Annotated in this window: 19 protein-coding genes; 12 read left to right on the top strand and 7 right to left on the bottom strand. The window is 71.4% G+C overall.

The window, feature by feature from the left end; translation table 11 throughout:
* Positions 1-29 precede the first annotated feature (29 nt).
* On the bottom strand, positions 30-428 hold the full coding sequence (locus tag ACN26Z_RS05315) for a thiol-disulfide oxidoreductase DCC family protein (protein WP_093408328.1): 399 nt from the start codon (positions 426-428) through the stop codon (positions 30-32).
* Between the two features lie 91 nt (positions 429-519).
* Here ACN26Z_RS05315 and ACN26Z_RS05310 point away from each other — a divergent pair, with 91 nt between their 5' ends.
* Entirely contained in the window at positions 520-1,578 is a 1,059-nt protein-coding gene (locus tag ACN26Z_RS05310; RefSeq protein ID WP_421460108.1) for an Rv2578c family radical SAM protein, read from the top strand.
* Positions 1,579-1,663: 85 nt separating this feature from the next.
* A complete protein-coding gene (locus ACN26Z_RS05305; protein WP_282240121.1) occupies positions 1,664-2,071 on the top strand; it encodes a CoA-binding protein in 408 nt (135 codons plus the stop codon).
* A 4-nt stretch (positions 2,072-2,075) separates the two neighbouring features.
* Here ACN26Z_RS05305 and ACN26Z_RS05300 read toward each other — a convergent pair whose 3' ends face one another.
* Positions 2,076-3,272 (bottom strand): acyl-CoA dehydrogenase family protein, encoded by a 1,197-nt coding sequence (locus ACN26Z_RS05300; RefSeq protein ID WP_282240122.1) that lies wholly within the window; start codon positions 3,270-3,272, stop codon positions 2,076-2,078.
* Between the two features lie 207 nt (positions 3,273-3,479).
* On the opposite strand from ACN26Z_RS05300, the gene ACN26Z_RS05295 reads away from it, so the two are divergent.
* Positions 3,480-3,953, top strand: a complete 474-nt coding sequence (locus ACN26Z_RS05295) for a DUF4190 domain-containing protein (protein ID WP_282240123.1) — start codon at positions 3,480-3,482, stop codon at positions 3,951-3,953.
* Between the two features lie 6 nt (positions 3,954-3,959).
* On the opposite strand, the gene ACN26Z_RS05290 is transcribed toward ACN26Z_RS05295, so the two are convergent.
* Positions 3,960-4,865: an SDR family NAD(P)-dependent oxidoreductase gene (locus ACN26Z_RS05290; protein WP_374224645.1), complete on the bottom strand. Its 906-nt coding sequence runs from the start codon at positions 4,863-4,865 to the stop codon at positions 3,960-3,962.
* Between the two features lie 121 nt (positions 4,866-4,986).
* On the opposite strand from ACN26Z_RS05290, the gene ACN26Z_RS05285 reads away from it, so the two are divergent.
* Positions 4,987-5,532 (top strand): DUF4190 domain-containing protein, encoded by a 546-nt coding sequence (locus tag ACN26Z_RS05285; protein ID WP_421460107.1) that lies wholly within the window; start codon positions 4,987-4,989, stop codon positions 5,530-5,532.
* A gap of 54 nt (positions 5,533-5,586) precedes the next feature.
* Here the strand turns inward: ACN26Z_RS05285 and ACN26Z_RS05280 are convergent, their stop codons facing one another.
* Positions 5,587-6,543: an HpcH/HpaI aldolase/citrate lyase family protein gene (locus ACN26Z_RS05280; RefSeq protein ID WP_421460106.1), complete on the bottom strand. Its 957-nt coding sequence runs from the start codon at positions 6,541-6,543 to the stop codon at positions 5,587-5,589.
* A 109-nt stretch (positions 6,544-6,652) separates the two neighbouring features.
* On the opposite strand from ACN26Z_RS05280, the gene ACN26Z_RS05275 reads away from it, so the two are divergent.
* The 4 genes from ACN26Z_RS05275 (at position 6,653) to ACN26Z_RS05260 (ending at position 9,855) form a co-directional block, all read left to right on the top strand.
* Positions 6,653-7,504, top strand: a complete 852-nt coding sequence (locus ACN26Z_RS05275; protein ID WP_282240616.1) for an SDR family NAD(P)-dependent oxidoreductase — start codon at positions 6,653-6,655, stop codon at positions 7,502-7,504.
* 60 nt (positions 7,505-7,564) lie between these two features.
* Complete coding sequence (locus ACN26Z_RS05270) at positions 7,565-8,284, top strand: GNAT family N-acetyltransferase (protein ID WP_282240125.1); 720 nt, start codon at positions 7,565-7,567, stop codon at positions 8,282-8,284.
* Between the two features lie 88 nt (positions 8,285-8,372).
* Positions 8,373-8,966 carry a TetR/AcrR family transcriptional regulator gene (locus ACN26Z_RS05265; RefSeq protein ID WP_421460104.1) on the top strand — a complete coding sequence of 198 codons (594 nt, stop codon included), beginning with the start codon at positions 8,373-8,375 and terminating at the stop codon, positions 8,964-8,966.
* A 73-nt stretch (positions 8,967-9,039) separates the two neighbouring features.
* The gene (locus ACN26Z_RS05260; RefSeq protein ID WP_421460103.1) at positions 9,040-9,855 is read left to right on the top strand and encodes a TlpA family protein disulfide reductase; all 816 of its coding nucleotides are present in this window, start codon (positions 9,040-9,042) and stop codon (positions 9,853-9,855) included.
* Positions 9,856-9,921: 66 nt separating this feature from the next.
* Here ACN26Z_RS05260 and ACN26Z_RS05255 read toward each other — a convergent pair whose 3' ends face one another.
* Positions 9,922-10,884 (bottom strand): DMT family transporter, encoded by a 963-nt coding sequence (locus tag ACN26Z_RS05255; protein ID WP_093408587.1) that lies wholly within the window; start codon positions 10,882-10,884, stop codon positions 9,922-9,924.
* A 107-nt stretch (positions 10,885-10,991) separates the two neighbouring features.
* On the opposite strand from ACN26Z_RS05255, the gene ACN26Z_RS05250 reads away from it, so the two are divergent.
* Positions 10,992-11,702 (top strand): HAD family hydrolase, encoded by a 711-nt coding sequence (locus ACN26Z_RS05250; protein WP_093408353.1) that lies wholly within the window; start codon positions 10,992-10,994, stop codon positions 11,700-11,702.
* A gap of 44 nt (positions 11,703-11,746) precedes the next feature.
* Here the strand turns inward: ACN26Z_RS05250 and ACN26Z_RS05245 are convergent, their stop codons facing one another.
* Positions 11,747-12,271: a hypothetical protein gene (locus ACN26Z_RS05245; RefSeq protein ID WP_421460102.1), complete on the bottom strand. Its 525-nt coding sequence runs from the start codon at positions 12,269-12,271 to the stop codon at positions 11,747-11,749.
* A gap of 22 nt (positions 12,272-12,293) precedes the next feature.
* On the bottom strand, positions 12,294-13,163 hold the full coding sequence (locus ACN26Z_RS05240; RefSeq protein WP_421460100.1) for a PhzF family phenazine biosynthesis protein: 870 nt from the start codon (positions 13,161-13,163) through the stop codon (positions 12,294-12,296).
* 108 nt (positions 13,164-13,271) lie between these two features.
* On the opposite strand from ACN26Z_RS05240, the gene ACN26Z_RS05235 reads away from it, so the two are divergent.
* From ACN26Z_RS05235 to ACN26Z_RS05225, 3 genes are all read left to right on the top strand, one after another.
* Positions 13,272-14,582 carry a magnesium transporter MgtE N-terminal domain-containing protein gene (locus ACN26Z_RS05235; RefSeq protein ID WP_282240131.1) on the top strand — a complete coding sequence of 437 codons (1,311 nt, stop codon included), beginning with the start codon at positions 13,272-13,274 and terminating at the stop codon, positions 14,580-14,582.
* Positions 14,575-15,204 (top strand): DUF1003 domain-containing protein, encoded by a 630-nt coding sequence (locus ACN26Z_RS05230; RefSeq protein WP_093408590.1) that lies wholly within the window; start codon positions 14,575-14,577, stop codon positions 15,202-15,204. Before ACN26Z_RS05235 ends, ACN26Z_RS05230 begins: the two co-directional genes overlap by 8 nt.
* 65 nt (positions 15,205-15,269) lie before the next feature.
* Positions 15,270-16,418 carry an Mrp/NBP35 family ATP-binding protein gene (locus tag ACN26Z_RS05225; protein ID WP_093408361.1) on the top strand — a complete coding sequence of 383 codons (1,149 nt, stop codon included), beginning with the start codon at positions 15,270-15,272 and terminating at the stop codon, positions 16,416-16,418.
* The last annotated feature ends 69 nt before the right edge of the window (positions 16,419-16,487 follow it).

Below are 16,487 nucleotides of genomic sequence, written 5' to 3'. Positions count from 1 at the left end.
CCGGAGCGGGCAGGCATTCGTGCGAGGTGTCAGCCGGCGGATGGGCCGTAGAGGCGATCCCGGGTCTCCTGGGGCAGCGAGCAGGCGGCCGTACCGCCCGGCATCCGGTGCCGGTTGCGGGCCACCCAGCGGTACGCGGGCCAGGCGGCGGCGCGTACCGGCGGAATCCGTAGCCCGGCTCCGGCGATCCGCCACCCACGGCCGCTGCTGGCGAGCAGCGCGGCGATGGCGTCCGGACCCGCGGCCCGGCTGCCGTCGGCACCGACCCACTGCACCGCCTCCTCGCATTCCGCCTCGGTCAGGCCGAGCTGGTCGAGGTCGGCGAACTGCCACGGCACCACCCGGGCACCGGTCGGGATCCGGCGCTCGATGAACTCCGCGCAGCTTGTGCAGAAGGCGCAGTCCCCGTCGTAGACGAAGGTCGACATGCCCTCATCCTCCCCCCACGCCGGCCGACACACACGCGGGTGTCCGGTGAGTCACTTGCACGCTACTAGGACATGTGTTCGAATACTGGCCATGCGCTGGGACAACCTGACCGCTCCCCCGGTCGAGGGAGATCCCGGACGGGCAGCGCCAGCGACGCCACCCCTGCCGCTGGCGCTGCCCGAGGCGGTCGTCCGCACCTTCGACACCCCCGATTTCGCCGGCATGACCTTCTACGAGGTGCGCGCCAAGTCGATCCTCAACAAGGTTCCGGGCGCCTCCCGCGTCCCGTTCGAGTGGACCGTCAACCCGTACCGGGGATGCAGTCATGCATGTTTATACTGCTTTGCCCGAAATACTCACACCTACCTTGACTTCGACGCCGGGGCGGACTTCGACAGCCGGGTGGTCGTCAAGGTCAACGCGGGTGAGCTGCTGCGCCGTGAGCTGGCCGCACCGCGCTGGCGCGGCGCGCACGTGGCGATGGGCACGAACGTCGACTGCTACCAGCGGGCCGAAGGGCGCTACCGGCTCATGCCGCCGATCATCGAGGCGCTGCGCGATTTCGCCAATCCGTTCTCCATCCTGACCAAGGGCACCCTGATCCAACGTGATCTTCCGCTGCTGCGGCAGGCAGCCGAGGTCGCTCGGGTGGGCGTCTCCTTCTCGGTCGGGTTCGTCGACGAGCGACTGTGGCGCTCGGTCGAGCCCGGCACGCCGAGCCCACGCCGCCGGCTCGACGCGGTACGCCGGTTCGCCGACGCCGGCTTCGAGGTGGGCGTACTGATGGCGCCGATCCTGCCCGGCCTCTCCGACTCGGACGAGTCCATCGAGGCCACCGTGGCGGCGATCGCCGCCGCGGGCGCGGCCAGCGTGACGCCGCTTGCGCTGCACCTGCGTCCCGGCGCCCGCGAGTGGTACGCGCGGTGGCTCGGGCGGGAGCACCCCCAGCTGGTTCCGCGCTACCGGGAGCTGTTCCGGGCGGGCGCGTACGCGCCGCAGTCCTATCAGCGGGAGCTGACCGCCCGGGTCCGCATCGCCGCCCGCCGTCATGGGCTGATCCGGGCCGAGGCCGGCGAGCACCGTGCCGCGCCGCTGCCAGCACCGGCACCGGCACCGGCACCGGCACCGGAGCAGCTGAGCCTGCTCTGAACGGGGCGCGGCGGGGCGGGGGAGGCTGAGTGTTGCCGAATGGTCGATCGGGGCAGCCTGGCGGCGACGCGGCTACAGTCGTCGGATGCGTTCCGCCAAGCAGATCCTCGCCGACGCCGCTGTGATCGCCGTAGTCGGTGCATCCCGCGATCCGTTCAAGGCTGCTCACCGCGTACCGCTGGAGATGCAGCGGCACGGCTGGCGCATCATTCCGGTCAACCCGACCGCCGACGAACTCTTCGGCGAGGCGGTGTACCGGTCCCTGGCCGACATCCCGCACCCGGTCGATCTGGTCGACGTGTTCCGGCCGGCCGACGACGCCGTGGAGGTGGTGCGGCAGGCGGTGGCGATCGGCGCCCCGGCGGTGTGGTTGCAGCTCGGCATCGTCTCGCCGCAGGCCCGGCGGATCGCCGAGGAGGCCGGGATCGACTACGTGGAGGACCGCTGCCTGATCGTGGAGCGGGCCAAGGCCGGGCTGACCCGCCGGAGCTGAGCGCTCAGAGCTTGTACTCGCGGAGCAGGCCGCGGGAGATGATCGTTTTCTGGATCTCCGAGGTCCCCTCGCCGATGAGCAGGAACGGGGCTTCCCGCATCAGCCGCTCGATCTCGTACTCCTTGGAGTAGCCGTAGCCGCCGTGGATGCGGAACGCCTCCTGGACGACCTCGGCGCAGTACTCCGAGGCGAGCAGCTTCGCCATCCCGGCCTCGACGTCGTTGCGCTGGCCGGCGTCCTTGAGCCTGGCCGCGTTGACCATCAGGGCGTGCGCGGCCTCGATCTTCGTACCCATCTCGGCCAGCTTGAAGGCGATGGCCTGGTGCTTCGCGAGCGGCTCACCGAAGGTCCGGCGCTGCTGGGCGTACCCGACGGCCAGTTCGAAGGCCCGGATGGAGATGCCGCAGGCCCGGGCGGCGACGTTGACCCGGCCGACCTCGATGCCGTCCATCATCTGGTAGAAACCCCGGCCCACCTGGTCGGCACCGCCGAGGACGGCGCTGTCGGGGACGGTGACCCCGTCGAGCACCATCTCGGTGGTCTCGACGCCCTTGTAACCCATCTTCTCGATCTTGCCGGGGATGGTCAGGCCCGGGGCTGTCTCGCCGAAGCCGGGCTCCTTCTCCAACAGGAAGGTGCTCATGTTGCCGTAGACCGAATCGGCGCCGGTCTCGGTCCGGACCAGGGTGGCCACCACCGACGAGTACGCGCCGTTGGTCAGCCACATCTTCTGGCCGTCGATGACGAAGCGGTCGCCGTCGCGGACCGCCTTCGACTTGATCGCCGAGACGTCGGAGCCGCACTCCGGTTCCGACATGGAAAAGGCGCCGCGCACCTCGCCGGTGGCCATCCTCGGCAGCAGCCGGGCCCGCTGTTCGGCGGAGCCGTGCTGAGAGATCAGGTACGCCACGATGAAGTGTGTGTTGACGATGCCGGAGATCGACATCCAGCCCCGGGAGAGTTCCTCCACCACCAGGGCGTAGGTCAGCAGGGACTCGCCGAGACCGCCGTACTCCTCGGCGATGGTGAGCCCGAACAGGCCCATCTCCTTCATGCCGTCGAGAATGTCGGTCGGGTACTCGTCGGCGTGCTCCAGGCGTTGCGCGTGCGGAATGATCTCCTTGTTCGCGAACTCCCGGACGGTCTCCAGGATCGACTGCTGCTCGTCGGTCAGGCCGGGCGTCTGCGCGAGTCGAGCCATCTCAGCCTCCGGAAAGTCAGCGCGCCTACTCACTGGTAACTAAACGCTCGATCAGTATCGTCGCCCGAGCCGGGACGGCCAAGGTGAGCAGTCCACACAACCGCTGTGAAAAGCTTCACCGCTGCGGGTAGCGTCCCGCACAGAGGGCCTTCCCACCAGGGCGGACGGGCCGCGCGGGACCCGTAGGGCGGAACGGAGGAGGAGAGCGTGGGCCAACCACCGGAGCCGGACCAGCCACCGTCGCCCTACGAGCCACCGCCCGGCGGGCAGCAGCCGCAGTACGGCCAACCGTACGGGCAGCAGGGCGAACAACCGGCGTACGGACAGCCGGCGTACGAGCATCCGGGGCAGCCGCCGCACGGCCAACAATGGGGTCAGCAACCCCCGTACGCACCACAGGTGCCCTACGGGCAGTACGGACCGCCGACCGGCCAGGGCGGCGGACGCGGCACCAACGTGCTGGCCGTCCTGTCGCTGGTCTTCGCCTTCGTCTTCGCCCCCGCCGGCATCGCCCTCGGTCACCTGGCCAGGCGGCAACTGCGTACCAGTGGCGAGGACGGCGCGCAGCTGGCCACCTGGGGCCTGATCCTCAGCTACATCTTCACCGGCCTCTTCCTGCTGGCCTGCTGCGGCTGGCTGGCACTGGCGATCTGGGCCGGCTCCGACGGCACCAGCACCTGAGCCCGTTCAGCGGAACTGGGCCTCCCGGACGCTGTTGCCGCCGTCGACCACAAGCATCTGCCCGGTGATGTACGACGCGGCCGGCGAGCAGAGGAACGTGATCGCCGCAGCCACCTCGTCGGGGGTGCCGGGGCGTCCGACCGGCGTACCCAGGCCCTGTTTGATCTCGGCCATGGTCGAGGCCGCGGTGTAGATGGTGCCCGGGGCCACCGCGTTGACCGTCACCCCGTCGGCGATCATCTCCATGGCCAGCGCCCGGGTCAGGCCCACCACGCCCGCCTTGGCCGCCGCGTACGCAGCCTCGGTGGGCAACGCGTTTACCGGACCGGCGGTGGCGGCCAGGTTCACGATCCGACCCCAACCGCGCTCGGCCATACCGACGATGAAGGCCCGGCTGCACAGGAAGGCGGTGGTCAGGTTCCGGTCGATCTCGCCCTGCCACTCGTCGTAGCTGAGCTGCGCGACCGGGCGCAGCACCTCCGGGCTGGCCCGGCTCGCCAGGCCGGCGTTGTTCACCAGCACCTCGACATCACCGAGCTGCTCGGCCACCGCATCGGCCAGCGCGCCCACCTCCGACTCGTCGGTGAGGTCGGCGACGAAACCGGTGACCCCGAGTTCGCCGGCCCGCTCATGGATGCGCCGGGTGGTCGACACGATCGCCACCCGGGCACCGAGGTCGGACAGTCGGCGAGCGGTGGCGTACCCGATGCCGTCCGGGCTGCCCGCTCCCGTCACCAGCGCGACCTTGCCGTCAAGCCGCATGGTCACCGGTTCCGGCAGCGGCGCCGGAGCATCCTGGTCGCCGGGCTCCGGTGCCGCGGCCGGGCGTGGTCGCCGGCTCATGCCCGGTCGGCTGACGTCCCGTCTCGGTCTGTTGCCGGAACGGTCCGCCGCACGCGCGTCAATCCCCATGCCGAGATCCTGCCCTTCCCGCCGCTGTCGGGCAACGCGCCCCCGGTGCCGGGCGCGTCGCGGGGTGCGCGGCGGTGACTACCCTGACTGCGCCACATCATCGCGACGGAAGAGAAGCCCGATGACGCAACCCCCGCCGGCCGGCGGCTGGCCCGACCCCGCATCGACCGGCCAGCCGTCCGGCCCACCCGCCGACCCGACCCTGCCGGTCAGCCCGCAGCCACCGATTCCACCCCAGCCGTCCGGATACGAGCCGTATCAGCCGCCGGCCGACCCGTACGCCGGGATGAAGTCGGACCCGGCCGCGGCGCCGTACCCGCCAGCCGGCTACCCGCCGGCTCAGCCCGCCGGTTACCCGCCGGCCCCGCCCGGCTACGGCTATCCCCCGCCCGGGTACGGCTATCCGCAGCAGAAGACGAACACCATGGCGATCGTCGCCCTGGTCCTCTCCCTGATCGGGATCGGCTCATGCATCACCGCCCCGGTCGGCGCCATCATGGGGCATGTGGCCATGCGCCAGATCCGGGAGACCGGTGAGAGCGGCGAGGGGATGGCCAAGGCCGCCATCATCGTCGGCTGGATCCTCACCGGCCTGCTCGCGCTGGTGATCATCGGCTACGCCATCGCGATCGCCTTCGCCATCGCGAACTCGTCCTCCACCACCTGACCAGCGACGCCCGCCCCGACCGAGGTCGGGGCGGGCGCGGGGTGGATGGTACGGCTACTCGGCCGGCGGCTCGAACGTCGTGGTGCGGGTCATGCCGGCGGCCCGGCCCTTGGCAGCGATCACCAGCGCCATCTTGCGGGAAGCCTCGTCGATCATCTCGTCGCCGAGCATCACCGCGCCCAGTCGGCCACCCGCCTCCGAGGTGTAGTGCTGGTACGCGTCGAGGATCAGTTCGGCGTGGTCGTAGTCGGCCTGAGCCGGCGAGTAGACCTCGTTCGCGGCGTCGATCTGCCCGGGGTGCAGCACCCACTTGCCGTCGAAGCCGAGCGCCGCCGACCGCTTCGCCACCTCGCGGAACGCGTCGGTGTCCCGGATCTGCAGGAACGGGCCGTCGATGGCCTGCTTGTCGTGCATCCGAGCGGCCATCAGGATGCGCATCAGGATGTAGTGGTACGGGTCGCCCGGGTAGTCGGAAATGAGGGCGCCGACCACCAGCGACTTCATGTTGATCGAGGCCATGAAGTCGGCCGGCCCGAAGATGATCGTCTCGACGCGTGGCGACGCGGCGGCGATGGCGTCGACGTTGACCAGGCCGGCCGCGTTCTCGATCTGCGCCTCGATGCCGATCCGGCCCACCTCCAGGCCGAGGGTCTTCTCCAGCTGGGTGAGGGTCATGTCCAGCCACTGCACCTGCGCCGCGTCCTGCACCTTCGGCAGCATGACGCAGTCGAGGTTGGCCCCCGCCCCCTCCACCACGTCGATGACGTCCCGGTAGGTCCACGGGGTGGTGAGGTCGTTGACCCGGACGACCCGGGTCTTGCCGGTCCAGTCGCCTTCGTTGAGCGCGGCCACGATGTTCTTGCGGGCGTCCGGCTTGGCCAGTGGCGCGACCGCGTCCTCCAGGTCGAGGAAGACCTGGTCGGCCGGGAGTCCCTGGGCCTTGCCGAGCATCTTGACGCTCGATCCGGGTACGGCCAGGCAGGATCGGCGGGGACGCCCAACAACGGCCATCGGCGGCGCTCCTTCCGGGTACGGCAGGTCCGCCGTCCCTTACTTAACGATCCCAAAGGTGCTTGTGACGCCACGGTAACCTCGTGCCGTGACCGCGGTGAATGGACCTGTGGAAGATGTCACTGACCCTCGACTGGTCGTCATCACCGGAGCGAGTTCCGGCATCGGACTGGCCGCCGCCATAGGTCTCGCCTGCCGGGGTGACCGGGTCGTCCTGGTGGGCCGGGATCCGGCCCGGCTGCGGGCTGCCGCCGACGAGGTCCGCGAGGCCTCCGGGGAACGGCCCGAGGTGTTCCGCGCCGACTTCGCCGTCCTCGACGACGTGCGGCAGCTGGCCGAGCGGCTGCGCGCCGCGTACGACCGGATCGACGTGCTCGCGAACAACGCCGGCGCGATCGTGCTTCAGCCGATCACCACTGTCGATGGTTTCGAGCTGTCCGTCCAGGCCAATCACCTGGCCCCCTTCCTGCTCACCAACCTGCTGGTCGACCGGGTACGCCGAATCGTGGTGACCGCCTCCGGCGCGCACCGCAGCGGCACGCTCGACCCGAACGACCTCAACGCGTCGCTGCGCCGCTACCGCCCGATATCCGCGTACGGCACCAGCAAGCAGGCGAACATCCTGTTCACCGCCGAGGCCGCCCGGAGATGGCCGCGGGTCGACTCGTACTGCTTCCACCCCGGAGTGGTCCGGACCCGCTTCGGCAACGAGAGCCGGGTGGTCGCCCTGGGCATGCGTCTGCTGCCGTTCCGCAGCCCGGCCAAGGGTGCGCAGACGCTGGTCTGGCTGGCCAACCAGGACCGGTCCCGGCTGCACAACGGCGGCTACTACTTCGACTGCCGGCCACGTCGCCCCTGGCCCAAGGCGGCCGACCCGCGACTCGCGGCGCGGCTCTGGGCGGCCAGCGCCGCCGCGGTGGGCATCCCGGACGGGCCGGGCCACCCGGGGCGCCCGGCCTGAGGTCGCATCGGGCGAGCAACCGGGTCGCCCCGCTCGGCAAACATTGCGATACTCCGCGCCATGACCGTCGCCGAGGGCGTCAACCTGCAAGTGCTGGGCAAGGACGAGGAACTGGCCGCCCGATTGGATGCGGAGCTGACCAGCTTCAACCAGCGAGCCACCGGCGCCACTGACGAGGCCGAGCTGTCCGTACGGGTCACCGCCGCGGACGGCGAGCTGGTCGCCGGGTTGACCGGCTGGAGCTGGGGCACCTGCGCGGGGATCAACATGGTCTGGGTCCGCGCTGATCGCCGTGGCGAAGGCTGGGGCGGCCGGTTGCTGGCGGCGGCCGAGCAGGAGGCCCGACGGCGCGGCTGCGCCGAGATCTCGGTCGCCTCGTTCTCGTTCCAGGCTCCGGGCTTCTACCGCCGGCACGGCTACCTCGACACCGGTCGTCGGGAGGGCATTCCGGGTGGTCACGTCGACCACCAGTTCTGGAAGTCGCTGGTCACCGACCCGGCCGCCGCGGTGCGCCTGGTCGCGCTGGTGGAACTGCCCGACGGCGCGGTCGAGGTCGGGCAGCGGTACGAGGACACCGTGCTCGCCCTGCTGCCACGGCACGGTGGTCGGCTGGAGCGGCGGCTGCGTACCGGGGACGGGCGTACCGAGGTGCACGTCATCCGGTTCGACACCCGGGCCGGCTACGAGGCGTTCCTCGCCGACCCGGAGCGGACCGCGCTGCGGGTGACGCTCGGCGAGGCCGCCCCGCGCACCCGGGTGCTTGAGGTGCACGAGGTGTGACCGGCGGCCGGGACGGCGCCGCCAGACTTGACCGATCAGTCAATGACTGTTTGAATTAGACTGAGCAGTCAAGTCTGGGGAGTGAGTCGTGGCTCGGGACACTCGGGAGCGCATCGTCGCGGTGGCGCGCGACCTCGTTCACGGCGCCTCGCTGGCCGAGGTGAGCACCGAGGAGATCTGCAAGGCGGCAGGTGTCCACAAGGGGAGTCTCTACCACTTCTTTCCCTCCAAGGAGGCGCTCGGCGGGGCCGTGCTGGACCGCAACTGGGAGATGTTGCACGCCGTGCTGGAGGAGGCCTTCGTCGCGGACGTACCGCCGCTGGAGCGCATCGACCGGTTCGTCGACAGCTTCGTGCGGATGCTCTCGCTCATGCGGGAGAGGTTCGGCGCGACTCCCGGGTGCCCACTCGGCGGCCTGGCCGCCGAGGTGGCCGGTCACGGTGACGACGGCCGAGCCCGGGCGGGGCGGGTGCTGTCAGGCTGGACGGGCTATTTCGCCACGGCCATCAGCGAGGCGAAGGGGCGCGGGGACGTGCCGACCGACGTCGACGCCGACAGTGCCGCGACCCGTGCGCTGGCGCTGATGCAGGGGCTGTCGCTGCTGGCCAAGGCGCACGACGACCCGGCCCTGGTGCTGCTCGCCAAGGCCGACATCCGGCTGCTACTGCGGGCGTCTGGCTGACCCTCGCCAGCGACGAGCGCCCGTTCGTCATGCACGTTGACTTGACCGATCGGTCAATTACGGAGGAGATCCCATGTCGCAGTCGACCACCAACGCGGGCGAGGAGTACCGGTTCACCCGCTTCCGCACCGCCCTGCTGCTCGACGATCTGACGTTCGACCGGAATGCTCCCGCACCCGGTGACCGGATGCCGGCTTTCGACCTGCCGACCCTGGGCGGCGGCCGGTTCACCGACGCCGACCTCGGTCGCCTGCCGGTGCTGATGGTCTTCGGTTCACGGACCTGCCCGGTCACCGAGAGCGCCGGGCCGGTGTTGCGCGCCCTGCACCGCGACTTCGGTGACCGGGTGCGGTTCGTTCTGGTGAACACCCGCGAGGCACACCCAGGTGAGCGGTTCGGTCAGCCCCGGACCGCCGAGGACAAGTGGCGGCATGCCGAGGAGTTGCGCAAGCATCACGGGGTCGCGTTCGAAGTGGCCGTCGATGACCTGGATGGCGGGTTGCACCGGGCGATGAGCCCGAAGCCCAACTCGGCGTACCTTCTCGACACCACCGGCGTGATCAGGTACCGGGCCCACTGGGCCAACGATGAGCAGGGCCTGCGAACAGCGCTGGCCGCGATCGCGGCCGGGGTTACTCCGGCGCGCGGACGCAGCCGTGCCATGGTCGGGCCGCTGCTGCGCGCCGTCGGTCACCTGCCCGAGGTGGTGAGCTTCGCCGGCGGTCGGGTCGAACGTGACATCTGGCTGGCGGCCACGCCGCTGGCCGTGCTCGGACGGGTCTCCCGCCTGTTCCGGCGGCTGCCGAAGGACCGCCGAGGTATCGCGGCGGCAGCGTTCACCGGTGCGGTTGTCGTCCTGGCCGCCGCCGTGGTCGCGGTGGCGTCGTGACCGCCGAGACGGGCCGCGGCGATCCGTCCACCGGCAGCGGGGCCGGGTCGGAGGTTGGCCGACAGCTCAGTCGCGGACCGGTGCCGCGTCCGCCGGCACCGCCGTGCTGACCCGTGTCGTACGCCGGGCCGTGCGGGCGCTGGACAACACCACCACGGCCACACCGACCAGCAGCAGCGACAGACCTGGCAGGGTCACCGGGTCGGGCAGCTGCCCCAGCCACGCCCAGCCGATCAGCGCGGCACCGGGCGCCTCCAGCAGGATCAGCACGCTGACCGTGGTGGCCGAGACCCGCCGCAGCGCGTAGCTGAACATCGAGTGGCCGAGCAGTTGCGCCCCGCCGACCAGGGCGAGCACGGCCAGCCAGGTGCCGGTGTCGAAGCCGCTCAGCGGCACCCCGCCGACCAGGCAGACCACCAGCAGGATCAGTCCACACACGCTGTAGCAGATGGTGGTGTAGGTGGCGTTGCTGACGGTGACCCGGGCCCGCTCCCCCAGCGCGGTGTAGACAGCCGCGAACAGCCCACCGGTCAGCGCCAGCAGATCGCCCGCGAAAGCCTGGCCGGAGACCGTGAAGTCGGCACCGGTCGCCAGCACCGCCCCGGCCACCGCCACCCCGATGCCGGCCCAGACACCCACCGGCAGCCGGCGGCCCTGGGCCCGGGCGATCAGCCCCTGCCAGACCGGCTGGGTGGCCACCAGCGCCGTTGCCGCGGCCACCGAGGTGAGCTTCGCGCTCGGCATCCAGGTGGCGAAGTGCGCCGCCAGCGCCACCCCGGACAGGACACAGAACATGCCCTCGCGACGGCCGACGCCGGTGGCCACGAAGCGGAACTCGGACCGTCGCCGGGTCAGCGCGAACGGACTCAGCACGGCGACCGCCAGCACGTTGCGCCAGAACGCGACCGCCAGGGCGGGCGCGGCGGCAAAGGCGATCAACGGCGCGGATGACGAGACGGCGAAGACGGCCACGGCAAGTGCCGCGCCGGTGACCAGGTCGAGCGGCGGACGGTGAGGTTCGGGTGCCACGAGGTGCAATCTTCACACGTCACAGGGGCGCCACTTTCCGTCAACGTTCGGTTACGATCGTGCCCGTCCTCACCAGGGCCCCTCCCCGTCCGCCCGGAGGCGTTCCCATGCCCAGGTTCCGGGCGGTGCTGTTCGACTTCTTCGGCACGTTGACCCGTCCGGTCCAGCGTGGCAAGGGTCACCTCAGCACCGCCGAACTGCTCGGCTGCCCGCCGGCCGCCTTCCTTGAGGTGCTCGACCGCACGTTCTACGACCGCGCCAGCGGGCGCTTCGACACCGTCGAGGCGACCCTGCGCTGGGTGTGCGAGCAGGCCGGCGTACACCCTCCGGCGGAGGCGTTGCGGGCTGCCGCCGCCGCCCGGCACCAGGCCGTACGCGCGGACACCCGGCTACGGGACGAGGCCGTGCCGACCCTACGGGCGCTGCGGCGACGGGGCTTACGGACCGGCGTGATCAGTGACTGCACCCACGAGCTACCGGCTTTCCTGCCTGAGCTGGCGATCGCCCCGCTGCTCGACGTCCGGGTGTTCTCCGTGCAGGTGGGGCGATGCAAGCCGGACGCGAGCCTCTATCTGGCCGCCTGCGCGCGGCTGGGCCTGTCTCCGGCAGACTGCCTCTACGTGGGTGACGGTGGCAGCCAGGAGTTGACCGGCGCGCAGCGCGCCGGTCTGAGCGCGGCCCGGCTCGCCTCGCCCGACCTCGCCGACCATCTGGTGTTCAATCTCGACGCCGCCTGGGCCGGCCGGACACTGGGGTCCCTCCGCGAGGTGGTCGACCTGGTCGACGAGGCTCCCAGCCCGGTCGGCGCACCGTGGTAGCCACGCACGTGCCCCAGGCCGGCGTCGCCTCGGCCGACGGCGGGTCAGCGACGCCGGACACGGTGCAGCCGGAACGGACGGCGAGTGGCCCGGACGGCCGGCGTCGGTCGGGGCGGCTCGGCCAGCGACCCGGCCGGTAGCTCGCCACCGTGCGTCGGCTGGCCGACCGGCGCGAGCCGCACCAGGGCGCAGCCGTCGGCGGCCCAGCGGGCGACGAGTTCGGAGGTCGGTCCAGGCGCGTTCAGCCGTTTGGCCCCCACCAGCGGGGCGAGCGTGTCCCACTGCTCGGTGCCGGGTGTCAGCCGGCTTACCCGCGCCGGCCAGGTCACGATCCGACCCCCGTGGTCACCGCGCATGGTCACCTGGGCCTCGTCGGCCTCGGCCAGCCCGGGCGCGGCCTGCTCGCCAGGGCCGCTCACCACGAACAGCGCCGCTTCCAGGGGTACGCACCACAGGGCGACTGGCGGGCGACCCGCCACCGCGACCCAGGCCACCGAGGCCTTCTTCATCGCCTCGTCGACCAGGGGATGGTTCTCGCGCTCGTCGGTCACCGCGGCATCCTCTCGCATCCGGGCCGGTCCGCGTCGGCCGTCAGCCGACGAACGGCGGGACGAGGATCTCCCCCCGGGCCACCGGCATCACCTGACCTGCGACGCTCGTGCCGACCGCCACACCGCCGGCTGCGGTCACGGCGCAGGCCAGCGAGGACGGTCGGCCCATCTCCACGCCCTGCCGGACGGTGTACGACGATCGTCCCTCGCCGGGCAACAGGCCGCTGGCGACCAGCCACACCCCGAGACCGAGCGCGGCCGACCCGGTAGCCGGATCCTCGGGTACGCCGAGACCTGGGACGAAGACCCGGGCATGCGCGGTTTGGGTCGCCGGGTTCCAGGAGAAGACGCTGACATGCTCGATGCCGTACCGCCCGGCCGCCACCGGGTTCACCTGCGCCCGGGCGAGGGCGTCGGGGTGTACCGGCAGGAACGGGAACTCCAGGCCGCAGCCGGCGACCCGCGGCGCTGGACCGGGATGGTCCTCCGCGCCGAGCCCGACCATCTCCAGCAGCGGCTCCGGCTCCAGCTCGGGCCCGAGGGTGGGGCTGCCGCCGGTCAGGATGGCGGCACCCTCGCTCACCTCGATCGGCAGCACGCCGGCACCGCATTCCTGGTTGACCTGCCCGGTCGGGAACATCCCCCGGCGAGCGGCGGTGACCGCGGCGCCGACGCTGGGGTGGCCGGCAAACGGCAACTCGTCGACCGGCGTGAAGATCCGGGCCCGGTAGGTGGCGCCGACCTGGGTGGCGGGCAGCACGAAGACCGTCTCCGACAGGTTGAACTCGCGGGCCAGAGCCTGCATCTGGTCGGTCGCCAGCCCGTCAGCGCCGAAGACCACCGCGAGCGGGTTCCCGGCGTACGGACGGTCGGTGAAGACGTCCACGATCTCGTAAGCCAAGGTCGACATGTTGATAGACACTAGGCCCTTCGGGCGTACGTCGGGGTCAGTGCCGGGCCGTGCCGGCCCTGGAGCATCGCCGACCGGGTCATCGGCCCACCCCCTAGGCTGGTGCCCGTGAGCACGCCGACCCGGGTGTACATCGCCCGACTTGCCGGAGTCGCCGTCTTCGACCCCAACGGCGACCAGGTCGGCCGGGTACGCGACGCGGTGGCCCGGCTGCGCGCGAGCCAACGGCCGCCCGAGGTCGTGGGTCTGGTCGCCGAGATGCCGATGCGGCGACGGATCTTCCTCTCCATCAACCGGATCACCTCGATCGACGCCGACGCCATCGTGCTGGGCAGCGGCACGTTGAACCTGCGCCGGTTCGAGAAGCGGCCCAACGAGTTGCTCGTCCTCCAGGAACTGCTGGACCGCCGGGTACAGGTCGCCCCGGAGGGCCGGGCGGCGTCGGTGGTCGACGTGGCGATGGAGTGCAGTCGTAGTGGCGAGTGGTCACTGACCCGGGTGGCGGTCCGCGAGCAGACCGGTCGGTTGGCTCGCCGGGGCCACCTGCATCAGGTCGAGTGGAATCAGGTACGCGGGCTCAGCGGGGTGGCGGAGACCCGGGGTACGGCCAACCTGCTCGCCGTACTGGAGGACATGCGTCCGGCGGACCTGGCCAACGCGCTACAGGATCTGCCCGACGCGCGACGCAACGAGGTCGCGGCGGCCCTGGACGACGAGCGGCTCGCCGACGTGCTCAGCGAACTGCCCGAGCACGACCAGGTGGAGATCCTCGCCGCGCTGGACCGCGAGCGGGCCGCCGACATCCTGGAGGAGATGGATCCGGACGACGCCGCCGATCTCCTCGGTGAGCTGCCGCCGCCGGAACAGGACGTGCTGCTCGACCTGATGGAGCCGGACGAGGCCGATTCGGTGCGTCAGTTGCTGAAGTACACGCCGGGCACGGCGGGCAGCGTGATGACGTCCGAACCGGTCATCCTGCCCCCGGACGCGACGGTGGCGGAGGCCCTCGCGCGGATCCGGGAGCCGCAGCTCTCCCCGGCGGTGGCCGCGCAGGTGTTCGTGACCCGGGCGCCGATGGCCACCCCCACCGGCCGCTATCTGGGCATGGTGCACTTCCAGCGGTTGCTCCGGGAGCCCCCGGCGGATCTGCTCGGCGGGGTGGTGGTCAACGACATCGATCCGCTGCGCCCGACCACCCCGCTGCCGGAGATCACCCGCCGCATGGCCACCTACGATCTGGTGGCCATGCCGGTGATCGACCGGAACAACCGGCTGGTGGGCGCCGTCACCGTCGACGACGTGTTGGATCACTCGCTGCCGCGGGACTGGCGGGACCGGGACGCGGCACCGGGCGGCCTACCGAACGGGGCGACGACCTCGACCGTTCCGGAACCGGCGACGGACGGTGGCCATGACTGAGCAACGGCGCGCGGAACGGCTGGACCTGCCACGGGAGCCCCGGGGATTCAAGCTGCCCCGGGTGGACCAGGAGACGTTCGGACGCTGGGCCGAGGGCATCGCCCGTGGGATGGGTACGGCGAACTTCATCGTCTACATGACGCTGGTGATCAGCGCGTGGTTCCTCTGGAACACCCTCGCCCCGGCTGGGATGCGTTTCGACCCGTACACCTTCACCTTCCTCACCCTGGTCCTCTCCATCCAGGCGTCGTACGCGGCGCCGCTGATCCTGCTGGCACAGAACCGCCAGGCCGACCGCGACCGGGTGGCGATGGAGGAGGACCGGCGTCGGGCGACCATGCAGAAGGCCGACACGGAGTACCTGGCCCGGGAGATCGCCGCGCTGCGGATCGCGCTGGGCGAGGTGGCCACCCGGGACTTTGTCCGCTCCGAGCTGACCCGGCTCGCCGAGGAGTTGGACGAGGCGGCGCAGCGGCGTCAGCGGCTGGAACGCCGGCACCGGGACGAGCCGGCCGCCCGGACCGGCGGTGACGGGTTGGACGAACCCCGCGACGAGGTGGACGGCGACCAACCGGGTGACGGTCGTCACGACCGGGCGACCTCCCACCGCCCGGAAAGCTGATCGACTCGCTCACACCACTGTGACCGGCACCGGTGGCGGCCCACTGCCGACGTAGCATTACGGGCATGTCAGCTCCCGTCAGCACCGTCAACGACGCCGTCATGGCCGCCCTGGCCACCGTCAACGACCCGGAGATCCGCCGGCCGATCACCGAACTCGGCATGGTGCGTTCCGCCGAGGTCGGCGAGGACGGCGTGGTCCTGGTCGAGTTGCTGCTGACCGTGGCCGGTTGCCCGCTGAAGGACAAGCTGCGTTCGGACATCACCGCAGCCGTGGGCGCGGTGAGCGGGGTCAGCCGCGTCGAGATCGAGTTCGGTGTGATGAGCACCGAGCAGCGCCAGGGCCTACAGGCGAAGCTGCGCGGCGGCGGCGCGACCGCAGAGCCGGTGATCCCGTTCGCCCAGCCCGGTTCCCGCACCCGGGTGTACGCGGTGGCCAGCGGCAAGGGCGGCGTCGGCAAGTCCAGCGTGACGGTAAACCTGGCCGCCGCGCTGGCCGCCCGGGGCCTGTCCGTCGGCGTGGTGGACGCGGACATCTACGGCCACTCCGTGCCGCGGATGCTCGGTGCGGACGGCCTGCCCACCCGGGTCGAAGACATGATCATGCCGCCGCAGGCGCACGGGGTGAAGGTCATCTCGATCGGCATGTTCACCGCCGGCAACGCCGCCGTGGTCTGGCGTGGCCCGATGCTGCACCGCGCGTTGCAGCAGTTCCTCGCCGACGTCTACTGGGGCGACCTCGACGTGCTCCTGCTCGACCTGCCCCCGGGCACCGGCGACGTGGCGATCTCCCTGGCCCAGCTGCTGCCGAACGCCGAGATCCTGGTGGTCACCACCCCCCAGGCCGCCGCCGCGGAGGTCGCCGAGCGGGCCGGCGCGATCGCCCTGCAGACCCACCAGCGGGTGGTCGGTGTGATCGAGAACATGTCCTGGCTGGAACTGCCGGACGGCTCCCGGATGGAGATCTTCGGGGCCGGTGGTGGTCAGACGGTGGCGGATTCGCTTACCCAGACCATCGGCGCGCAGGTGCCACTGCTGGGCCAGGTGCCGCTGGACACCCGGGTCCGGGAAGCGGGCGACGAGGGTAACCCGATCGTGCTCGCCGAGCCGGATTCCCCGGCGTCGAAGGCGCTGGGTCAGGTGGCCGACCGACTCGCCCTGCGCCGCGAGTCCCTGCTCGGCAAGCCGCTGGGCCTCAAGCCGGCCGGGCGCTGATACCGACGGCCCGCACCGGCCCTTCGTCGAGGATGGCGTTCGCGTCGGCCCCGGCCGACGCCGCCGTTC

Origin of the sequence: Verrucosispora sp. WMMD703 (assembly GCF_049178935.1) — a bacterium.
Taxonomy (GTDB): domain Bacteria; phylum Actinomycetota; class Actinomycetes; order Mycobacteriales; family Micromonosporaceae; genus Micromonospora; species Micromonospora sediminimaris.
Note: the sequence above shows the minus strand (reverse complement) of the source record. Positions and strands in the feature narration are given on the sequence as shown.

Bases quoted from the DNA above. Each gene is read 5' to 3' on its own strand.
- ACN26Z_RS05315 (WP_093408328.1), bottom strand. From the start codon at position 428: ATGTCGACCTTCGTCTACGACGGGGACTGCGCCTTCTGCACAAGCTGC.
- ACN26Z_RS05310 (WP_421460108.1), top strand. From the start codon at position 520: ATGCGCTGGGACAACCTGACCGCTCCCCCGGTCGAGGGAGATCCCGGA.
- ACN26Z_RS05305 (WP_282240121.1), top strand. From the start codon at position 1,664: ATGCGTTCCGCCAAGCAGATCCTCGCCGACGCCGCTGTGATCGCCGTA.
- ACN26Z_RS05300 (WP_282240122.1), bottom strand. From the start codon at position 3,272: ATGGCTCGACTCGCGCAGACGCCCGGCCTGACCGACGAGCAGCAGTCG.
- ACN26Z_RS05290 (WP_374224645.1), bottom strand. From the start codon at position 4,865: ATGGGGATTGACGCGCGTGCGGCGGACCGTTCCGGCAACAGACCGAGA.
- ACN26Z_RS05285 (WP_421460107.1), top strand. From the start codon at position 4,987: ATGACGCAACCCCCGCCGGCCGGCGGCTGGCCCGACCCCGCATCGACC.
- ACN26Z_RS05280 (WP_421460106.1), bottom strand. From the start codon at position 6,543: ATGGCCGTTGTTGGGCGTCCCCGCCGATCCTGCCTGGCCGTACCCGGA.
- ACN26Z_RS05270 (WP_282240125.1), top strand. From the start codon at position 7,565: ATGACCGTCGCCGAGGGCGTCAACCTGCAAGTGCTGGGCAAGGACGAG.
- ACN26Z_RS05260 (WP_421460103.1), top strand. From the start codon at position 9,040: ATGTCGCAGTCGACCACCAACGCGGGCGAGGAGTACCGGTTCACCCGC.
- ACN26Z_RS05250 (WP_093408353.1), top strand. From the start codon at position 10,992: ATGCCCAGGTTCCGGGCGGTGCTGTTCGACTTCTTCGGCACGTTGACC.
- ACN26Z_RS05245 (WP_421460102.1), bottom strand. From the start codon at position 12,271: ATGCGAGAGGATGCCGCGGTGACCGACGAGCGCGAGAACCATCCCCTG.
- ACN26Z_RS05240 (WP_421460100.1), bottom strand. From the start codon at position 13,163: ATGTCGACCTTGGCTTACGAGATCGTGGACGTCTTCACCGACCGTCCG.
- ACN26Z_RS05230 (WP_093408590.1), top strand. From the start codon at position 14,575: ATGACTGAGCAACGGCGCGCGGAACGGCTGGACCTGCCACGGGAGCCC.
- ACN26Z_RS05225 (WP_093408361.1), top strand. From the start codon at position 15,270: ATGTCAGCTCCCGTCAGCACCGTCAACGACGCCGTCATGGCCGCCCTG.